We start from the raw sequence: 18,734 nt of genomic DNA on the forward strand, positions 1-18,734 counted from the left end.
GTGGGCGTATATCTTGTCGCAATCGCTTTCTTTGGCTTGATGGCCCTTGGCATGCCGGTGGGAATTTCCATTGGTGTTGCGGGTGTCGTCGGAATTCTGGACATGGGGCCTCGGTTTATGACGATGGCACCGGATCGCGTTTTTGCCGGTCTGGATTTATTTCCGTTCCTGGCCATGCCGTTCTTCATTCTGGCAGGCGAAATCATGAACCGTTCGGGTATCACTGCGGGGCTGGTTAAACTGGCTGATGCGTTGGTTGGCTGGCTACGGGGCGGAATGGCGCATTCCAACATGGTGGCGTCAGTGATGTTTGCAGGGATCACCGGGTCGGCCACCGCCGACGCAGCGGCTTTTGGCAACACACTGGTGCCTGCGATGGAAAAGGCCGGGTACACGCGGTCTTACGCCTGTGCAGTGACCGCTGCGGGATCAATCATCGGGCCGACCATACCGCCATCAACCCTGGCGATTATCTATGGCTCGATCATGGGGGTTTCGATCGCCGGACTGTTCGCCGCAGGCATATTACCAGGGCTGTTGATTTGCGTTGTTTGCATGACTTTGATCGCGCTAACCGCAAAGCGCAAGAACCTGCCTAAGGGTGAAGGTCGGCCCTCGCTCTGTGCCGTGGCCGCGGCCTTACGCGAAGGGTTTCTTGCTGCACTGCTACCTGTCTTTATCCTGGGATCAATCCTGTTCGGATTTGCGACGCCTACAGAGGCCGCCGCCATCGCCGTGGCATATTCTTTGTTCGTTGGCGGCGTTCTTTACCGCGCACTCTCGTGGCAGGATCTGTATCAGATTGCGGTTCGCACGACGCGCATCACCGGGATTATCTTTTTGATTATTGCCTCGGCCACGATTCTGGGCTGGTGGATGACGTTCAATAGAATTCCACAGTCCATTGCTGCTGGCCTGCTTGCCGTGTCCGACAATCCGCAGATCGTTATCGGGTTGATCATTTTGCTATTGCTTGTGATCGGTCTGGTGATGGATATCAATGCGACGCTGATCATTCTGGCTCCGGTTCTGGCACCTCTGACGGTTCAGCTTGGCATGGAACCGGTTCACGCCGGGATCATGATTATTCTCGCGCTTAATATCTCGTTGATGACGCCACCAGTCGGCGCTTGTCTGTTCGTCTTATCTTCGGTTACCGGCGAAAAGGTTGAATCCATCACGCGTGAGCTGTGGCCCTTTATTCTGGCGGAAGTCGCGATCCTGTTCCTGATCGCCTTCTGGCCGGACCTGACCCTCTTCATTCCACGGCTGTTCGGTCTCTGAACAGCATCAAACCACCAAACAGGGAGTATGAAATGAAACTATTCAAAACAATGAGCTTCGGGCTTGCTGCGGCCGTTCTGGCCACTCAGGCACTTGCCGCGGATGTGACCATTCGTTTGGCACATCTAAATCCAGATGACCCGTTCCAAAGCCATTCCGGTACGATGGCAGCGGTTTTCAAAAGCCTGGTCGAGTCAAACTCGAACGGCGAGATCGAAGTGCAGCTGTTCCCCAACGGCCAGCTGGGCAAAGACAACGAAGTGATCGAGCAGGTCCGCGCTGGCATCGTTGAAAGCACGATTTCCTCATCGGGTGGTATCGCTCAGCACTACAATTTGGTCGGCGTGTTCGACATTCCTTTCGCCTTCCCGAATATCGGTGTGGCCAGCCGGGTCATGTCCAAGGATTCGACATTTGGTCAGAAATTTATCGGCGATCTTGAAGGTGCCACTGGTCTCAAAGTACTGGGCCTGCTGGACTCGGGAGGGTTCTTCGCTTTCACCAACTCCAAAAACCCGATCACCAGCGTTGAAGACATGGAAGGCCTTCGCATCCGCACCATGACCTTGCCGACGCATGAGGCGATCGTGTCCTCGCTGGGCGGCCAGCCGACACCCCTGCCTTGGGCCGAGGTCTATACCGCTTTGCAAACTGGTGTTGCAGACGGTCAGATGAACCCGATTCCGGTCATTGCATTTGCCAAGTTCGACGAGGTACAAAAATACCTGTCGATCACCAACCACGTGATCACGCCCTATATCTGGTCGATGAATGCCGACTTTTATGCTGGTTTGTCGGACGAGCACAAAAACCTGGTAAACTGGGCCGCCGAAGTGGCCACGGAATCCGGTCGCGCCATGAGCCGCGTCATCGAGGCGTCTGATCGTGGTCTACCCGCATTGGCCGAAAGAATGGAAGTGAACGTTGTTCCGCCTGCCGAGCAAGCCAAGTTCGCCGAGGCAGCTCAGCCCGCAGTCCGTGCCCTGATCGAAGAGCAATACGGCGCCGCTGGTGTCGAAATGCTGGATGCACTTCTGGCGTCGGTTGAAGAAGAGAAAGCCGCGTTCTGATCGCTTCCCCGGCGCCCGCGGCAGCGTCACCAAAACCCGGAGGTGTCCTGCCTCCGGGCAATCACTTGAGGTAACGAATGACACGTGAATTTGTGCGGCGCGAAACCGCTGTAGAATGTCCCTTTACTCTGGTGCTCAATTCCGGTGCGTCTTCTGAGGCTGACTGGACGGAAGTGCAGGATGCGATTCTGAACGACAATGCGTTCGACGCCGCGCGCCAGACGATTTCAACCTGGCCCGGTTATACGGAAACGCCGCTCCACGAATTGCCAGCACTCGCGCAAGCGGCAGGCGTTGCTTCGATTTCTTATAAGGACGAATCCGAACGGTTCGGTCTGGGCAGTTTCAAGGCTCTGGGTGGGGCCTATGCCGTCGCGCGTCAGCTCCAACGTGAAGTGTCCACGCGTCTCGGACAGGACGTTGTGATGGCCGACATTGTTGGCCGCAAACACGACGATGTCACAAGCGAGATCACCGTTTGCTGCGCAACTGACGGCAACCATGGCCGCTCCGTCGCCTGGGGCGCGCAGACCTTTGGGTGCAATTGCGTGATCTTCATCCATGCCACGGTTTCCGACGGGCGCAAGACGGCCATCGAGCACTTCGGTGCCGAAGTGCGCCGCTGTGCCGGAAACTATGATGACTCTGTGCGTGAGGCTCAGGAAACCGCTAGCAGAGAAGGTTGGTTCGTAGTCTCAGACACGTCGTATCCGGGTTACATGGAAGTGCCCAAAGATGTGATGCAGGGTTATGAGCTGATGGCTAGTGAGGCGTTCGATCAGGTCGCTCAGCCCCCCACGCACATTTTCCTGCAAACCGGTGTTGGCGGAATGGCCGCAGCAGTAACAGCTCAGGCAAAGCGGCGCTGGGGAGGCTCAAGGCCAAAAATTGTTCTTGCAGACCCTGATGAATCCGCCTGCTGGGTTGACAGTTACCGAGCCGGAGAGCCGACTGCCGTAACCGGCGACCTCGATACGCTTATGGCCGGTCTGGCCTGCGGAGAAGTTTCAGCACTGGCCTGGCAAATCCTGTCCACTCATGGTGATGCCGCCATTTCGGTTCCCGATGACGCTGCAGTTAAAATGATGCGCAGTCTGGCACGCCCTGAAGGGGGTGATCCTGCGGTTGTGGCGGGTGAGTCCGCTGTTGCGGGATTGGCCGCGCTGTTTGCAGTTTCGGTGGATGACGATGCGTGTTCAGAGCTTAGAATCGACACCCAATCCCGCATCATGGTGTTCGGCACAGAGGGCGACACCGATGCCGACCTGTACCGTGAACTCATCGGTGCGGACGCTCAGACCGTTCGAAAGGGTCAGGCATGAACAAACCGGTCTTCAATGGGGAACGCCTTCTAGACCGGTTGAAACGGTTGGGCGAAAAGGGCGCTCTGCACGGAGGCGGCGTTTGCCGTCTTGCACTAACCGATGCTGACAAGGCCGGGCGCGACCTGCTGGTCCGCTGGATGAAGGAATTGGGCCTAGAGGTTTCAATCGACAAGATTGGTAACATCTGGGGTATCCGCGAAGGCATCGAAGACGGCCCGCCAGTGATGATCGGCTCACACATTGACAGTGTGGCAACCGGCGGTCTTTACGATGGCGTACTTGGCGTAATGGCTGGGTTAGAGGTTGTTGCGGCGCTGAACGACGCAGATCTCCGAACCCAAAAACCACTAGCGGTTGGCGCCTTCACCAACGAGGAAGGCGCGCGGTTCGCGCCGGACATGCTGGGGTCAGGCGTCCATCAAGGTGCTTTGGATTTGGACGAATGCCTTGCGACTGTTGGTATCGACGGAACGGTTCTGGGCGAAGAGCTGGAGCGCATCGGGTATGCGGGCAATGTGTCGGTCAAAAACCTGACACCGGCTGCCTTCCTGGAATATCATGTCGAACAGGGCCCGGTTCTGGAGCAGGAAGGCATCCAGATCGGCGCCGTGACCGGCGTACAGGGCATTTCCTGGACAGAATATACTGTGACTGGACAGTCAAACCATGCGGGCACGACCCCGATGGCGATGCGTCATGACGCCGGTGTCGTCGCAGCCAGAATTGCTTGCGAAGCGCGCGCAATTGCCGATGAGTTTGGTCCCCCCCAGGTATCTACGGTTGGTACGTTTGAACTCAATCCGAACTTGGTGAATGTGGTCCCTCTTGAGGCAAAGCTGACTGTCGATCTGCGCAACACTGACAACGACAAGCTGATTGCCGCCGAAACACGCCTGGCCGAAGCCGCGGCCCGATTTGCCAGAGACGAAGGATGCAAGGTCGAGGCGCGCACCCTTGCCCGGTTCGATCCGGTTGAATTTGATGATGCACTTGTTTCGCGGATTGAGCAGGCCGCTCGAGATCTCGGCCACAGCGTGCGACGCATGCCGTCCGGGGCTGGTCACGATGCGCAGATGTTCGCTCCCAACTGTCCGACGGCAATGGTGTTCGTCCCTTCCGCCGGCGGGCTAAGCCATAACATAGCAGAACATACAGAGCCTGATGATCTAACCGCTGGTGGTCGTATTCTTCTGAATGTTGCCCTCGAACTTTTGGGAGAGTAGAAATGACCCGACAATTTATCGCTGCTGCCGCACAGATGGGACCTATCGCAGCGGATGAGCCACGCAGTTCCGCTGTCGCCCGCATGATCGATATGATGCGGGAGGCGCACGCCCGCGGGGCGACGCTTGTGGTTTTCCCAGAACTGGCACTGACCACGTTTTTCCCGCGCTGGTACATTGAGGATGAAGCAGAACTGGCCAAGTGGTTCGAAACCGAAATGCCGTCGACCGAGACGCAGCCGCTCTTTGCTGAGGCCGCTCACCTGGGGATCGGCTTCTATCTTGGCTATGGCGAACTGACGCCAGAAGGGCGGTTTTTCAACACGTCGATCCTTGTGGGCGACACGGGTGAAATTATCGGAAAATACCGTAAGATTCATCTCCCCGGGCATAGCGAAAACGAAGAGTGGCGCCCCTTCCAACATCTTGAAAAGCGGTACTTCGAAAAAGGTGACATAGGCTTTCCCGTATATGACGCATTTGGCGGCAAGGTCGGCATGTGTCTGTGCAATGACCGTCGTTGGCCCGAAACCTGGCGGGTTCTTGGCCTGAAAGGCGCCGAACTGGTTGTACTGGGCTACAACACGCCCTTGCACTATCCGCCAGCACCGGAACACGATCATCTGCAGTATTTCCATAACGAGTTATCTGCTCAGGCAGGCGCCTACCAGAATGGCTTGTGGGCGATCTCTGTTGCCAAGGCCGGCCGCGAAGAGAATTGCGACCTGATTGGGGGCAGCATCATCGTGGCACCCACCGGAGAAATCTTAGCTAAGACCGCGACCGTCGGCGACGAAGTAATCACAGCAACAATCGATCTGGATCGCTGCGCCGAAATCCGGCGCAACGTGTTCGACTTTGCACTGCATCGTCAGCCGGAAGAGTACGCAGAAATCGTCCGGAAGACCAATTGACGCCTTGAAATGCTAACACCGTGTGCATCGCAAACCGGTTAAGCGATTTTATCACTGACTGGGGTAAATGTCAGCGATCGCGGATTAAACGGGACATAGGTTCTCCTGCAAACACCATTGTGATTGTTCACTTGTCGTTTGGTGCAGATTGGGAGCGTTTCGTCTACTCAAGGTAAACATAAAATGCGTCAGGTGGGATTTAGTTTTCCGTTCGCGGCAGCGGAAAAAAACTGCAACCGCGGCGTATACGCGGGATAGAGTATCCGCTCTGAGCGGACTGCCGCTAATGAGGCGTATTGCAACATTCCGAGGTTTGGGCTCTCACCCAACCTTCTCCGCGACGGCATCTCAACATGCTATCCTGAATTGCCAACGTCGGGTTGGCGTTGAGGCGGGGTGTGGTGGACCGGAGGAACTATCATGCATATATCAAATTTACCTGCCGTTCGTGCTTGCCATCCCGCATGGAACAAGGGTCGCATCGTCGGTCAAAAGAGACCGCTGCTCCCTAAGCATGTCTGGGCAATTCGAGTCCGGCTTGAAATCGCGAACAATCACCGCGAACTGGCGCTGTTCAATCTGGCCATCGACAGCAAGCTCCGTGGCTGCGATCTGGTCAAGTTGAAGGTGGCAGATGTCTTTGTCGCTGGGCAGATCAAAGAACGTACATCCATCATTCAAAGCAAGACGCAGAAACCCGTTTGTTTCGAAATCACCGAAGGAACTCGAAAATCGCTCCAGCGATGGATGGGTGAGTCCTTGATGATCGGTTCCGAATTTCTTTGGCCAGGTCGGTTCCATGAACGCCTGCATATTTCAACGCGCCAATATGCGCGCTTGGTTCGCGGATGGGTGAAGTCGATCGGCTTGGAGCCGAGTTCATATGGCACACATTCGATGCGACGCACTAAAGTTTCACAAATATACAAGAAGACCGGCAACCTGCGCGCTGTCCAACTATTACTTGGGCACACCAAAATGGACAGCACAGTCAGATATCTTGGCGTCGAATTGGAAGATGCGTTGGTGATAGCGGAAGCTGTTGAAATCTAGATCGAAGGGTCGTCTTCACAGGCGGCCCCTTGTGGCGAGAGCTAGGCGCATGAAAATTAGATAGCTTTGAAGGTCTGCTCTTGTGGAACCACGCATCGGCCTCGCTCTTGCAGCGAATTTCCGCTTTCCGCCCTCCCTACAAATTGTTGCGAGTGCGGCATCAGTCACCAAGGACACTCATCAGGCTTTCACCGCAGGTGGCCTGTATGTCAGCTTTGATTGTTTGCTGCCGATTGGCCGTTTCCCAAATGTTGACCGTGGTACTCGAAATCGTTCGATCTATAGAGATAGCTCGGCCGACCGACTGCAACGTAAGTGCTAAGTCTAGTTTATCAGAGCGCACTCTAGAAATTGCACCTCTCAATACGGACAATGATAGGTATTTTAAGAAACAGGGTTTTTCGAACTCCTGCGTCTTTTGGGTGCTGGTGTGGGGGGGCCTGCTAATCTGAAGCAGTTATGTCCAATACCGGGTCCAATAAGGGGTCCAATAAGATGATTCGCGAACCGTTTAAATTATTGAAACTAATTAATAAAACGGTTGGCGGAGGAGGTGTCCGTCGAACAAACGTTCACTTTCGTTCATGTATGTGCCTAATTATTTGCTTTATAACCAATTTTTATAGAAATCCATCCTTGAATGTCTATTACTGTCCACTAATATCCCTAACTTAGGTTAGGGAAAATGTTAGGGAAAGCACAGTGGCACGCGCAATACACAAGCTCACAGATCGGACCTGCAAGGCTGCAAAAAGATCAGGCCTTCTGAGCGATGGCGGCGGTCTCTATCTCAACGTTGGGAATTCGAACTCCCGCTCTTGGAGCTTCATCTGGCGGAAAGGTGGGAAACGAAACGAGATGGGGTTGGGTGGCTAACAGAAGAAAAATGGGAACGGTTAGCTCCCCGCCTTGATGCCAACAAGCGCATGGTAACCATCCGGACAGTTATCCATTGGGCAAGAGAACAGAGTTGGGACCCAGAACCATGGAAACACACCGCGATCTCCAATCAGTATGAACAAGCTGCTGAAAAGCTGGCCAAGCTTTCAACTCAAGTCCCGGCTGAGCCTCGGCAGGAGGGTTTGGAGGCTATTGGTGATGCGGATGAGACAGCTAAAACACCGCGCGACCTAACTCGTCCTGGAGGGCTGGTAGAAATTTTAGCGGATTTTGGGGAGTGCCGCAGCAGCCGGAAAACAAGAATTCCAGCAATCGCTGGTGCCATCGCAGCGGTGAGTGCTCTTACTCAGAGGCAATATATCATCTCAACACCAGGGTATCTGACATCCCCAGGACTGCAAGTCGTGTTGGTCTGTGAGACGGGTGTAGGAAAAGAGGCTGCCCGTGATGTTGTTGATGCGGTCTGCAGTTTGAACGATGAAATCGGGCATGCTGAAAGTTATGCTAGTGGCCAAGCAGTCCACCGTGCTTTGACAGATCGGCCAACTCAGCTTTGGGCTAATGACGAGTATGGGCGTTATTTGAAAATTGCTGCTCAAGCGAAAACCGGTGCCAATGAATTTGGCGTTATTACGATGTCTGTAAAACTCCATACTATGTTTGGAAAAAACCTTCCACGGCGGGTGTATGCATCGTCTGCCGCCATGGCCCGGGTTGACCATCCGTTGCTGGTCACAATGCACACAACAACCCCAAAGGCGCTCTATGACGCCATGGATGTTGATACGGTAGTTGATGGCGTGCTCGGGCGGCAACTGGTTATTCAGCTTGAAGGTCGACCCGCTCTTAAACCTCTGGGAGAGCTGAGCGCCGAGGGCTTGTCAGAGAGTATAAGGAAAATGATCGGTGAGGTGCTGACCAAGCTGAGAGACGCAAAGGCGAAACGAGTAAATCATAACGCCGCGTTTGTAGACCGCGACGGCCTAGTACCTGGTCTGCAGGGCCATTTCTTTTTTCCAATTTCTGCGAGTGACGATGCTGAACGCCACTTCGAAATCATTCGCGAGGATTGCGACGCTCGGGTAACGGGAGGGGTTGCAGCGGCCCTTTGGTCAAGAGCGTATGAACAAATCTTGCGCGTCTCCGGTGTCGTAGCTTTTGGCCATGCAGTGACTGACGACAATCTAACCAGTCCCAAGATCACTATGGATATTTTGTTTTGGGCTCGTGACTTTGTTTATCACTGCCTGGAAGAACTCATCCCAGAGGCTGAAGAACACGCAAGTGACGGCGATCGAGACAAGCTGCAGCGTGCAATAATGCGCAATCTTAAGAAACTAGAAGGAGAGCAGGCTGATCCAGATAGGTGGGTAAGGAAGCAGTCACTACAGCAGAATATTAAAGGGCGGGGACGCAGTAGCCGCGATGTCAAAGATGAAATCGAAACACTTATCGAATGTGGGGACATCGAAGTTGAAAAAGGGGACGACAGTGCGCCCGCATCCCCAGCAAGGCTACGAACAAGTTTGTAAAATTGGGGACGCTTCCAATTATGGGACGCTCGTGTCCCACAATACCAGGGGTCTTAATCATTGTATTTTATATATATTTATTCTCTTAGGGGACATATTATTACTACCCTTCCCCCCTGGATTTTACAGTGTTTCTCGACTTTAACCATGGACTTGGTATCGCCGATTTGTCCCCTAAATTACTTTGCAGATTAGCTTTTACCGACTAAACTAATTGACAATGTTAATAATTTCGAGGACGCCCGCTATCCATACACACTCCTCCAAACGCCTCTGCGACAACACGATGCAGTTGCGCATCAAGCAGGTCACTGATGCTGGACTGGATACAGGCAGCGGCACGTTACCCATCGCTGATATTAAACCCGGTCTGACCTTCAACGCATGGGTCGAGGGGCATAGTGACTACCTCATCATCACTGTCCACGCTGGTTGGGGCGACACGGTTCAGGGCGTGGCACTCACAGAGACGCCCTGCCACTACGGCGGCACTAGGCAGTGGTTCGTTTGCCCAGACTGTCGACGTCGCTGTGGGGTTCTCTACATCAACCGGTGTATCGGCTGTCGGTCGTGCCACAATCTCGCCTACGCCAGTCAATACGAGGCGCCACGGGAACGCATGCGTCGGCAGCTTTTGAAAATCCGCAAGGTCATCGGCGCCGGTTTGGAAATTGGCAACCCATTCAACCCGCCACCTAAGGGCATGTCGACGAAACGGCATTTGGCCCTAGTTGAAGAGTACAAGACATTACGGGAAAAGTACTGGCGGGAATGTGAGAACTCGAGGCGTTGGCGGGACAACCGACCGAAGACGATAGACTGGAAGCTTGGCGTGAGAGTGCCCTCGTCACGGTTAAATTGAACAGTTCAGGCAATAGCTGCCGTTGATGTAAGCTGCAGCGAATGGCCGGATTGAGCCCACTGTACCTGATTTCTGCAGCGTGTCTAAAGTCTGCTATTGGACGCGAATGTATATTTTGGGAGCGCTCAGGTACGAGTAAACTCCAACATAACACGGCTGCGGAGCCGACTGTTCCACATGAGCCGGTGGCTGAATGGTGCGGTTGAAGGTCGCCCCAAAATTAGCCTGATGTTTTGGCAACCATTGCTGCGTCCCAGCCCAAGTTTGCCGATACGTTGCGCGCAACATGGGTGATCTGGGGCCCGAGTTTTTCGCGGAACGCTGGCGTAAAGACCCGTACCGATCCGGTTGCACCGATGGACATCGTGGCTCCTGGCCCGCTTGGCGCAAGGGGGGCTGCCACCGAACACATGCCGCGCTCAATCTCTTCCACGCATTCCGCGAAGCCGCGCTTGCGGATGGTGTCGAACTCGGCTTCCAGATCATCCACATTTGTCAGCGTGAATTCGGTGTAGGCGCGCAGCCGGCCCTCCATATCACTCGTCAAAAACAAGCCGGGCGAGAACGCTGCGACAGCCTTTGAGCAGGAACAGGCATGCAAGGGGCGTTTCCCCAAACCGGGGTGGAGATAGGAGACCCCTGTGTCAGGTGTTTCAACATGGATAATTTCTACGGATTTTCCGCGCAGACGTGACAGAAAAAATGCGGTGCCATATTGTTTAGCGGCCTGTTTTAGCGCAGGCGCGATCACCTCTAGCAGTGCGCGGTCAGAGTGGTCACTTTTCGTGATCCGCTTCAGGCGCGAGCCAATCGTGAATGTACCACGGGCCACAGGTTCCAGAAGACCCACACCGACGAGGTCCTGTACTAACCTGTAGGCAGAGGGTTTGGGGAGATCCGAGTGAGCACAAATGTCGGCCACTGTTGCCTCGCCCTTCTGTCCGACAACTTCAAGGATGAAAGTAAGGCGTTCCAGGTGCATTTTTTTACCTTGCGAGAATCTTTTTCTCAGTTTACGAGAAACACCAAGTGATCGCAAGGGAGGAATGTGATGATGGACGGAGCATGCTGTGGCCCTGGGTACGCAAGCCCTGCCGAGGCGATCAAATCGCCACGCGAGAAATTGCTGTATACAATCGCAATCTACACTGGGACCGGTATCCAGAAGCCGGACTATCTTGCGACAGTGGATGCTGATCCTGAAAGCCCCTCCTATTCCCAAGTCATCCACCGTTTAGAGATGCCTGGCATCGGTGATGAATTGCACCACATGGGCTGGAACGCCTGTTCGTCCTGTCATGACGATGCGGGAATGGCGCGCAAGTACCTGTTGGTGCCTGGTGTGCGGTCCAACAATATTCACGTGATCGACACGGCGACGGACCCATTTGCACCCCGCTTGCACAAGGTGATTGATGGCGCAGAGATCAAATCAAAGACCAACCTGAGCGGCCCGCACACAGTACATTGTCTTGGTTCCGAGATCATCATCTCATTCCTTGGTGACGCGCAGGGTGAAGCGCCCGGTGGTTATTTGCACCTCAACAAAGAGTTTGAGATCGTGGGCCGTTGGGAAAACTCCATGGGCGATATCCCCTTCAGTTATGATTTCTGGTACCAACCGCGCCACAACGTGATGGTCTCCTCCGAATGGGCGGCTCCAAACACATTCATGCCGGGCTTTGATCTAGAAGAAGTGGGGCACCTGAAATATGGCCGACGCTTGCACATCTGGGACTTTGAAAAACGTGAGCCGGTCGAGACAATGTATCTCGGCGAAGACGGTCTAATCCCGCTTGAGGTAAAGTTCCTGCATGACCCCGACAGCAGCCACGGGTTTTGTGGTGCCGCCCTCAGCGCCAACGTCATCCATTTCTGGAAGACGGATGAAGGCAAATGGGAGTGGGAAAAGATCATTGATGTCGAGAATGAACCGCATCCGGAATGGCCCATTCCTGTGCCCGGCGTAATGTCAGCGATCCTTGTGTCGATGGACGACAAATACCTCTATCTCAACAACTGGCTACACGGCGACATGCGCCAATACGACATCTCTGATCCACATAACCCAGTGCTAACCGGGCAGGTCTGGATGGGCGGGCTGTTAGGCAAAGCGCCTGAGATCAACGGCGTCAAAGTCGCGGGTGGGCCGCAGATGTATCAACTCTCGCTTGATGGCAAACGGCTTTATGTGACGACGTCGTTGTTCTCGACGTGGGACAACCAGTTCTACCCCGAAATCCGCACCCAAGGCGGTGTCATGCTGATGATCGACTGCGATGTCGAAAACGGCGGCATGAAAATCAACGAAGATTTCGTTGTTGATTTTGGCAAGGAACCAAATGGCCCCAGCCGCTGCCATGAAACTCGCTATCCCGGTGGCGATTGCACAAGCGATATCTGGTTGTGAGCGAGACGCGTACCATCACAATCGCCAACCGCGACGATGCGACCTACGTCGTGGATGCGCGTCGTCCTTTGCTGGACACATTGCGCAAACAAGGCGTCGATCTGCCCTATGGCTGCAAATACGGTGGCTGCATCACTTGTGCGGCTAAACTGACGGCGGGCGAGGTCGATCAACGCCGCCAAGTGGCGCTAAATAACCGTCAGATCAACAATGGCTACGTGTTGTTGTGTGTGGCCCGCGCCACGACGGATTGCACTTTGGAAATTGGCGTCGAAAGCCACGACAAACTCTACCGTAACCCTTTCCTTGATCCGCTAGAACCACATGAGCTGAAAGCGGATATCGCGACCCCGAAGGAGGTCTGAAACATGCCGGCAACCGCATTGGACGAACTTTACAACTACGATCCGAAATATTTAGCTGACATTCTAAAGTCGGTCAAAACCATCGCAATGGTTGGTGCCAGCGGCGACAAGACCAAGTTTAGCTATGGAGTGCTGCGTGTGCTGCACGAAACCGGTTATGATATGATTCCGGTGAACCCAAACCCAAAGCTGACAGAGATCCGTGGTATTCCCGTTTATCATTCGCTCGAAGAGATCGATCGCCCCGTTGATATGGTCGAGGTTTTTCGCCCCAAAGAAGAGCTTTATGCGATCACCGAAAAGGCCATAGCAATCGGCGCTAAGGTCCTTTGGGGGCAGATCGACGTTTATGACGACGCAGCAGCAAAGCTTGCTGAGGACGCGGGCCTGAAAGTGGTGATGAACCGCTGTCCTAAGATCGAACTGTTTCGCCCATTCTGGAAACCCCGCCTTGATCTCGCGATATGAAACCAAACGGCACAGATATTCATGTGCCATCAGCCTGTGGGTGCGGTTGTAGTGGACCCGTGAACTGGCCGCTCTCCGCGGCGCTCAAATGGCTTAATGCCGACCGAAAAAGGACAACAAACATGGCTCAGACGATCACCAAAAGCGCTAAAGACATCGTTAAGGCGGCCATGTCTGCGGTGCCTGCAATCAGCGCTGAGGAAGCGCTGGCCTTGGTAGGTTCGCCAGATTACGTTTTTGTCGATCTGCGTGACGGAACCGAACAAGCCAAAAACGGTACCATTGCGGGCGCTGTTGCGTCGTCGCGCGGCATGATGGAATTTCACATCGATCCGGAAAGCCTCGCGCATAAGCCCGAATTCAACCAAGCAAAAACCTACGTGTTTTACTGTGCGTCAGGCGGGCGGTCTGCCATGGCGGCGATAGTGGCTATGGATATGGGGTTGTCGCCCGTTGTGAATCTGTCGGGCGGCGTTGGTGCGTGGAAAAAGGCCGGGGGGGCGTTGGTGTAAATCATGGAGCCTTCAATGAAATTTTCAAATCTCAACATGGCAACAACGCCAGATGTCGAAGGGTTCTTTGACCCCGCAAGCAACACGATTTCCTATGTCGTGAAAGATCCCACCACAGACGCCTGTGCGATCATCGACAGCGTTTTGGATATGGATTACGCCGCAGGGCGGTTCACCTATGACAGTGCGGACCGCCTGATTGACGCCATTCAAGGACAGGGGCTTTCGCTGGAGTGGATCATCGAAACACATGTCCACGCCGATCACCTGTCTGCGGCACCCTACATTCAGGACAAGCTGGGTGGCAAGATTGGCGTTGGTGCAGGCATCATCGAAATTCAGGACACTTTCGGCAAGATCTTTAATGAAGGCACAGAATTTCAACGCGACGGGTCGCAGTTTGATGCGCTGTTCGAGGATGGCGACACCTACAGCATTGGTGAAATGACCGCCTTTGTGATTGCGACGCCCGGCCACACACCCGCGTGTATGGTGCATGTGATTGGCAATTCGGCATTCGCTGGTGACACACTGTTCATGCCCGATGCCGGCTCCGCCCGCGCCGATTTTCCTGGCGGTGATGCGGGGCAGCTCTACGACTCCATCCAGACCGTGCTGACCCTTCCGGCTGAGTTGCGCCTGTTCATCTGCCATGACTACGGCCCCGGCGGGCGCGCCATTGCCTGGGAAACCACCATTGGCCAGCAACGTGCTGACAACATCCACGTGGGTGCGGGTAAATCGCGCGAGGATTTCATCAAATTCCGCACCGAACGCGACGCGCAATTGGCAATGCCGAAACTGATAATTCCATCCCTGCAAGTGAACATGCGGGCGGGCGAAATTCCGTGCGACGAAAGCGGCGCACCCATGCTGAAGGTTCCACTCAATGGCTTATGAGGGCGAAACTTTGAATGATTATTTGATCCTGCGGACCGACACGGACGGTGTTGCGGTGCTGACGCTGAACGCACCCAAGTCGATTAATGCCTTGTCCGAAGCAATGTTGCACGCTCTGTCCGATATGTTCGACAAGATCGCAGCGGATCGCAGCGTCAAAGCGGTGATCTTGCGTAGCGGCGGCAATCATTTCTGTGCGGGTCATAACCTCAAGGAAATGTCGGCGCGCCGCGAGGATGCCGACGGTGGTTTTCAGTATTTCCAGGACCTTTTCGCGACATGTTCGGCGATGATGCTTCGCGTGGTGCGGTTGCCGCAACCAGTGATCGCTGAGGTCAAGGGCATCGCCACAGCGGCGGGCTGTCAGCTTGTGGCGTCCTGTGATTTGGCGGTGGCTGCCGATGACGCGACGTTCGCCACATCGGGTGTAAATATTGGCCTGTTTTGCTCAACCCCGATGGTGGCCCTCAGCCGCAATGTGCCGCGCAAGCTGGCCATGGAAATGTTGCTGTTGGGGGCGTTTTTGCCCGCAACGCGTGTCGCTGAAATGGGTTTGGTAAACCGTGTCGTACCTTTGGCAGACTTGGAAAATGCATCCATGGAATTGGCCCGTATCATTGCAGACAAATCGCCCTCTGCCGTCAAAATCGGCAAGCGCGCGTTTTATGAGCAGCTCGAAATGCCATTGGAGGAGGCCTACGCCTTTGCCGGTCGCACGATGGCGGAAAACATGATGGCGAAAGATGCCGAGGCTGGCATCGGTGCCTTCACCCGCAAAGAACCGATGCCAGAATGGACCGGGGAATGACCTACGTAGGCCCGGAGCTTGCACGTAACGCAGCAAACCACACGGCCCTGTCACCAGTTTCGATCCTCAAACGTGTCGAGCGCGTGCATCCAGAGCTGCCCGCGCAAATCCATGGCCGCATCCGGCGCAACTGGGGCGAGGTTGCCGAACGTTGCAAACGGCTGGCGTCTGCGTTGGCCAAACGCGGTGTCGGCAAAGGTGATACCATTGCCTTGATTGCACCGAACACCCCAGAAGCTCTGGAATGCGCGTTGACCGTGCCCATGTTGGGCGCGGTCCTGAACGCGAACAACACGCGGCTCGATGCAGGGACGATCGCCTATATTCTGGATCACGGCGAAGCCAAGGTTTTGTTGGTTGATACCGAATTTTCAGCCGTGGCGGCGCAAGCCGTTGCGCAATCGGGTCTCGACCTGTTGATTGTTGATATCGAGGACAGTGAAGGGCCGGGCGGGGAAAAGATCGGCACGCTGACTTATAATGAACTGTTGGCTGAGGGTGATACAAATTTCGCCTACGCCCTGCCAGATGACGAATGGGACGCGCTGGCGTTGAACTATACCTCCGGCACCACAGGGCGGCCCAAGGGAGTGGTCTATTCCCATCGCGGCGCATGGACCAACGCCGTCAACAATGTCGTCACTTGGGAAATGCCACATCATCCCGTCTACCTTTGGACTTTGCCGCTGTTTCACTGCAACGGCTGGTGCTTTCCCTGGACAATCACCATGCTTGCCGGGACGCATGTGTTCCTGCGCGCGCCAAGGGCCGATGCGATCTATGACGCCTTCGCGGATCATGGCGTCACGCATCTTTGCGGCGCTCCAATCATTATGTCGATGATCTCGGGTGCGGACGAAAAACGTGAGTTCCCACAAAAAGTCAAAATGATGACCGCCGCCGCCCCGCCCCCTGCCAGCGTTATTGCAGGGATGGAAGCGATGGGTATTTCGATCACCCATGTTTACGGCCTGACCGAGGTGTATGGCCCCGCCGTTGTTTGTGCAGAGAAACCCAGTTGGGCCGCGCTGTCACCAGAAGAACAAGCAAGCCTGAAGGCGCGCCAAGGAGTGGCCTACGAATTGCAAGAAGACGTGCTGGTCCTGAACCCTGACACAGGTGCACCCGTGCCATGGGATGGCGAGACGCTGGGCGAAATTGTGTTTCACGGCAACATCGTCATGAAAGGTTATTTGAAAGCCCCGGAGGAGACTGCCAAAGCCTTCAAAGATGGCTGGTTCTGGTCTGGCGACATCGCAGTGCAACATCCCGATGGCTACATCGAAATTCGGGATCGGTCCAAAGACATCATCATCTCGGGCGGCGAAAACATCTCCTCCATCGAGGTGGAAAAGGCGCTTTATTCGCATCCCGCCGTCAGCCTGTGTGCGGTTGTGGCAATGCCGGATGAGAAATGGGGCGAAGTGCCTTGCGCCTTTGTCGAGCTTTCCGGCGACGCTACCGAAGAGGATCTATTGAACCACGCAAAGGCCCAGCTTGCCGGATACCAGCGACCAAAGAAAGTGATCTTTGGCGAGTTGCCAAAAACCACCACCGGAAAAATCCGCAAAAATGAACTCCGAGATCTGGTCCGCTCCAAAAGCTGACCCCTCACACAAACGACTGGATACACATTATGTCCCATGAACTAAATTTCGCCCAATTCAGCTTCGGCACACAGGTCCGAAAATCCCCATACTCTGACGCAGCCTTGCGGTGGGGGGCCAAGGGGTTTTCTGTCTACAACCACATGTACATTCCCCGCGATTTTGGCGATCCGGGTCAGAATTTCTGGAACCTTGTCAATGAGGCAATCCTGTGTGACGTCTCTGTCGAACGCCAGGTCGAGATCAAAGGACCGGACGCGGCAAAGTTCACCCAATTCCTTAGTTGCCGTGACCTGTCCAAATGTCAGATCGGGCAGTGCAAATATGTCCTGATCACGGACCAGCACGGCGGGATCATCAATGACCCGATCCTTTTGAAGTTGGCCGAGGATCATTTTTGGCTGTCCATTGCGGACAGTGACGTCCTGTTATGGGCGCGCGGCATCGCGGTGAATTCCGGCATGGATGTCGAGATTTCCGAACCCGATGTGTCGCCCCTACAGCTCCAAGGCCCAAAATCCCGCGATGTCCTGCGCGCGGCCTTTGGCGACGTCCCGACAGAGCTAAAATACTACCGGTTCATGGAGTTTGAGTGGGACGGAGTGCCTTTGATTATTTCGCGCACCGGATGGTCGAGCGAGCTTGGCTACGAGATTTTTCTGCGGGATGGATCAGCGGGTGACAGGCTGTGGGAACATCTGATGGCCGTCGGCACGCCGTTGGGTTTGAAGCCTGGCCACACGTCGAGCATTCGCCGGATCGAGGCGGGTATGTTGTCGTATCACGCTGATATGAACCTTGCGAACAACCCCTTTGAACTAGGCATGGGGCGTCTTGTCGATCTGGACATGGAGGCCGATTTTGTCAGCAAGGCGGCGCTGACCAAAATCAAAGACACGGGTGTTTCACAACAGCTCGTAGGTCTCGAAATAGACGGCGATCCCTTTGTCGGGTCCAATGATTTCTTCTGGCCGATCCTGAAAGATGGCGCAAAGGTCGGCACGGTCACGTCAGCGATCTATTCTCCAAGGTTGGAAAAGAACATCGCCCTTGCGTTGATCAGAGTCGATCATGCGGCATTGGACATGGCGCTACAGGTGGATAAGTTGAGCGAAATACGTGCATGCACTGTCGTGCCGATCCCGTTCTACGATCCCAAAAAGTCGCTTGCTGCGGCAAGCTGATTGGACTGCTGCACAGGTTTGATCCCCTGTGCAGCAAAACGTTTCCCGCCGATGCAATCCGCGTTAAAAAAATTCGGGGCATAAGTGAATTCCGTGACTAAGAACGTAGAAATCGACTTTTTCATGTTGCCGGATTGGAAGCAGACATTGGCACATACCGCAGCGAAAGTTAACTCTGTCCCGCATAGCGGTTGTTAGACCGTGATGCCGCGAACGACTGTTCTGAGCCCGGAGCAGACATAGCCCGATTGACTTTTTTTGGGCCTGCTGTCAGTTTTGTCGGGTTCAGAGTTGGCACCTTTCGCGCGTGCTTGGGC

The 18,734-nt window shown here is 54.8% G+C and carries 17 protein-coding genes; 16 read left to right on the plus strand and 1 reads right to left on the minus strand.

Going from position 1 to position 18,734, the window contains the following annotated elements; genetic code table 11:
• From MWU63_RS18195 to MWU63_RS18230, 8 genes are all read left to right on the plus strand, one after another.
• Window positions 1-1,284: a TRAP transporter large permease gene (locus MWU63_RS18195; RefSeq protein ID WP_247079222.1), complete on the plus strand. Its 1,284-nt coding sequence runs from the start codon at window positions 1-3 to the stop codon at window positions 1,282-1,284.
• 32 nt (window positions 1,285-1,316) lie between these two features.
• Window positions 1,317-2,354, plus strand: coding sequence for a DctP family TRAP transporter solute-binding subunit (locus tag MWU63_RS18200; RefSeq protein ID WP_247079224.1), 1,038 nt, complete (start codon window positions 1,317-1,319; stop codon window positions 2,352-2,354).
• A gap of 77 nt (window positions 2,355-2,431) precedes the next feature.
• Window positions 2,432-3,676, plus strand: a complete 1,245-nt coding sequence (locus MWU63_RS18205) for a diaminopropionate ammonia-lyase (RefSeq protein ID WP_247079226.1) — start codon at window positions 2,432-2,434, stop codon at window positions 3,674-3,676.
• Complete coding sequence (locus tag MWU63_RS18210) at window positions 3,673-4,902, plus strand: Zn-dependent hydrolase (protein WP_247079228.1); 1,230 nt, start codon at window positions 3,673-3,675, stop codon at window positions 4,900-4,902. The genes MWU63_RS18205 and MWU63_RS18210 overlap by 4 nt, the downstream gene beginning before the upstream one ends.
• A gap of 2 nt (window positions 4,903-4,904) precedes the next feature.
• Window positions 4,905-5,816, plus strand: a complete 912-nt coding sequence (locus tag MWU63_RS18215; RefSeq protein ID WP_247079230.1) for an N-carbamoyl-D-amino-acid hydrolase — start codon at window positions 4,905-4,907, stop codon at window positions 5,814-5,816.
• Window positions 5,817-6,236: 420 nt separating this feature from the next.
• Window positions 6,237-6,869, plus strand: coding sequence for a tyrosine-type recombinase/integrase (locus tag MWU63_RS18220; protein WP_247079232.1), 633 nt, complete (start codon window positions 6,237-6,239; stop codon window positions 6,867-6,869).
• Window positions 6,870-7,687: 818 nt separating this feature from the next.
• Window positions 7,688-9,301, plus strand: a complete 1,614-nt coding sequence (locus MWU63_RS18225) for a hypothetical protein (protein WP_247079234.1) — start codon at window positions 7,688-7,690, stop codon at window positions 9,299-9,301.
• A 286-nt stretch (window positions 9,302-9,587) separates the two neighbouring features.
• Complete coding sequence (locus MWU63_RS18230) at window positions 9,588-10,163, plus strand: hypothetical protein (protein ID WP_247079236.1); 576 nt, start codon at window positions 9,588-9,590, stop codon at window positions 10,161-10,163.
• Between the two features lie 220 nt (window positions 10,164-10,383).
• On the opposite strand, the gene MWU63_RS18235 is transcribed toward MWU63_RS18230, so the two are convergent.
• The gene (locus tag MWU63_RS18235) at window positions 10,384-11,145 is read right to left on the minus strand and encodes an IclR family transcriptional regulator C-terminal domain-containing protein (protein ID WP_247079238.1); all 762 of its coding nucleotides are present in this window, start codon (window positions 11,143-11,145) and stop codon (window positions 10,384-10,386) included.
• A 69-nt stretch (window positions 11,146-11,214) separates the two neighbouring features.
• On the opposite strand from MWU63_RS18235, the gene MWU63_RS18240 reads away from it, so the two are divergent.
• From MWU63_RS18240 to MWU63_RS18275, 8 genes are all read left to right on the plus strand, one after another.
• Window positions 11,215-12,573: a selenium-binding family protein gene (locus MWU63_RS18240; RefSeq protein ID WP_247079240.1), complete on the plus strand. Its 1,359-nt coding sequence runs from the start codon at window positions 11,215-11,217 to the stop codon at window positions 12,571-12,573.
• On the plus strand, window positions 12,570-12,938 hold the full coding sequence (locus MWU63_RS18245) for a 2Fe-2S iron-sulfur cluster-binding protein (protein WP_247079248.1): 369 nt from the start codon (window positions 12,570-12,572) through the stop codon (window positions 12,936-12,938). The genes MWU63_RS18240 and MWU63_RS18245 overlap by 4 nt, the downstream gene beginning before the upstream one ends.
• A 3-nt stretch (window positions 12,939-12,941) precedes the next feature.
• Window positions 12,942-13,406, plus strand: a complete 465-nt coding sequence (locus MWU63_RS18250) for a CoA-binding protein (protein ID WP_247079249.1) — start codon at window positions 12,942-12,944, stop codon at window positions 13,404-13,406.
• A 122-nt stretch (window positions 13,407-13,528) separates the two neighbouring features.
• Window positions 13,529-13,918: a rhodanese-like domain-containing protein gene (locus MWU63_RS18255; protein WP_247079251.1), complete on the plus strand. Its 390-nt coding sequence runs from the start codon at window positions 13,529-13,531 to the stop codon at window positions 13,916-13,918.
• Between the two features lie 15 nt (window positions 13,919-13,933).
• Window positions 13,934-14,818: an MBL fold metallo-hydrolase gene (locus MWU63_RS18260; RefSeq protein ID WP_247079253.1), complete on the plus strand. Its 885-nt coding sequence runs from the start codon at window positions 13,934-13,936 to the stop codon at window positions 14,816-14,818.
• On the plus strand, window positions 14,808-15,626 hold the full coding sequence (locus MWU63_RS18265) for an enoyl-CoA hydratase (RefSeq protein ID WP_247079255.1): 819 nt from the start codon (window positions 14,808-14,810) through the stop codon (window positions 15,624-15,626). Before MWU63_RS18260 ends, MWU63_RS18265 begins: the two co-directional genes overlap by 11 nt.
• Entirely contained in the window at window positions 15,623-17,233 is a 1,611-nt protein-coding gene (locus MWU63_RS18270; RefSeq protein ID WP_247079257.1) for an AMP-binding protein, read from the plus strand. The genes MWU63_RS18265 and MWU63_RS18270 overlap by 4 nt, the downstream gene beginning before the upstream one ends.
• Before the next feature lie 29 nt (window positions 17,234-17,262).
• Window positions 17,263-18,417 carry a glycine cleavage T C-terminal barrel domain-containing protein gene (locus MWU63_RS18275; protein ID WP_247079258.1) on the plus strand — a complete coding sequence of 385 codons (1,155 nt, stop codon included), beginning with the start codon at window positions 17,263-17,265 and terminating at the stop codon, window positions 18,415-18,417.
• The last annotated feature ends 317 nt before the right edge of the window (window positions 18,418-18,734 follow it).

This window comes from Pseudohalocynthiibacter sp. F2068, from assembly GCF_023015645.1.
In the GTDB taxonomy this organism is placed as follows: domain Bacteria; phylum Pseudomonadota; class Alphaproteobacteria; order Rhodobacterales; family Rhodobacteraceae; genus Pseudohalocynthiibacter; species Pseudohalocynthiibacter aestuariivivens.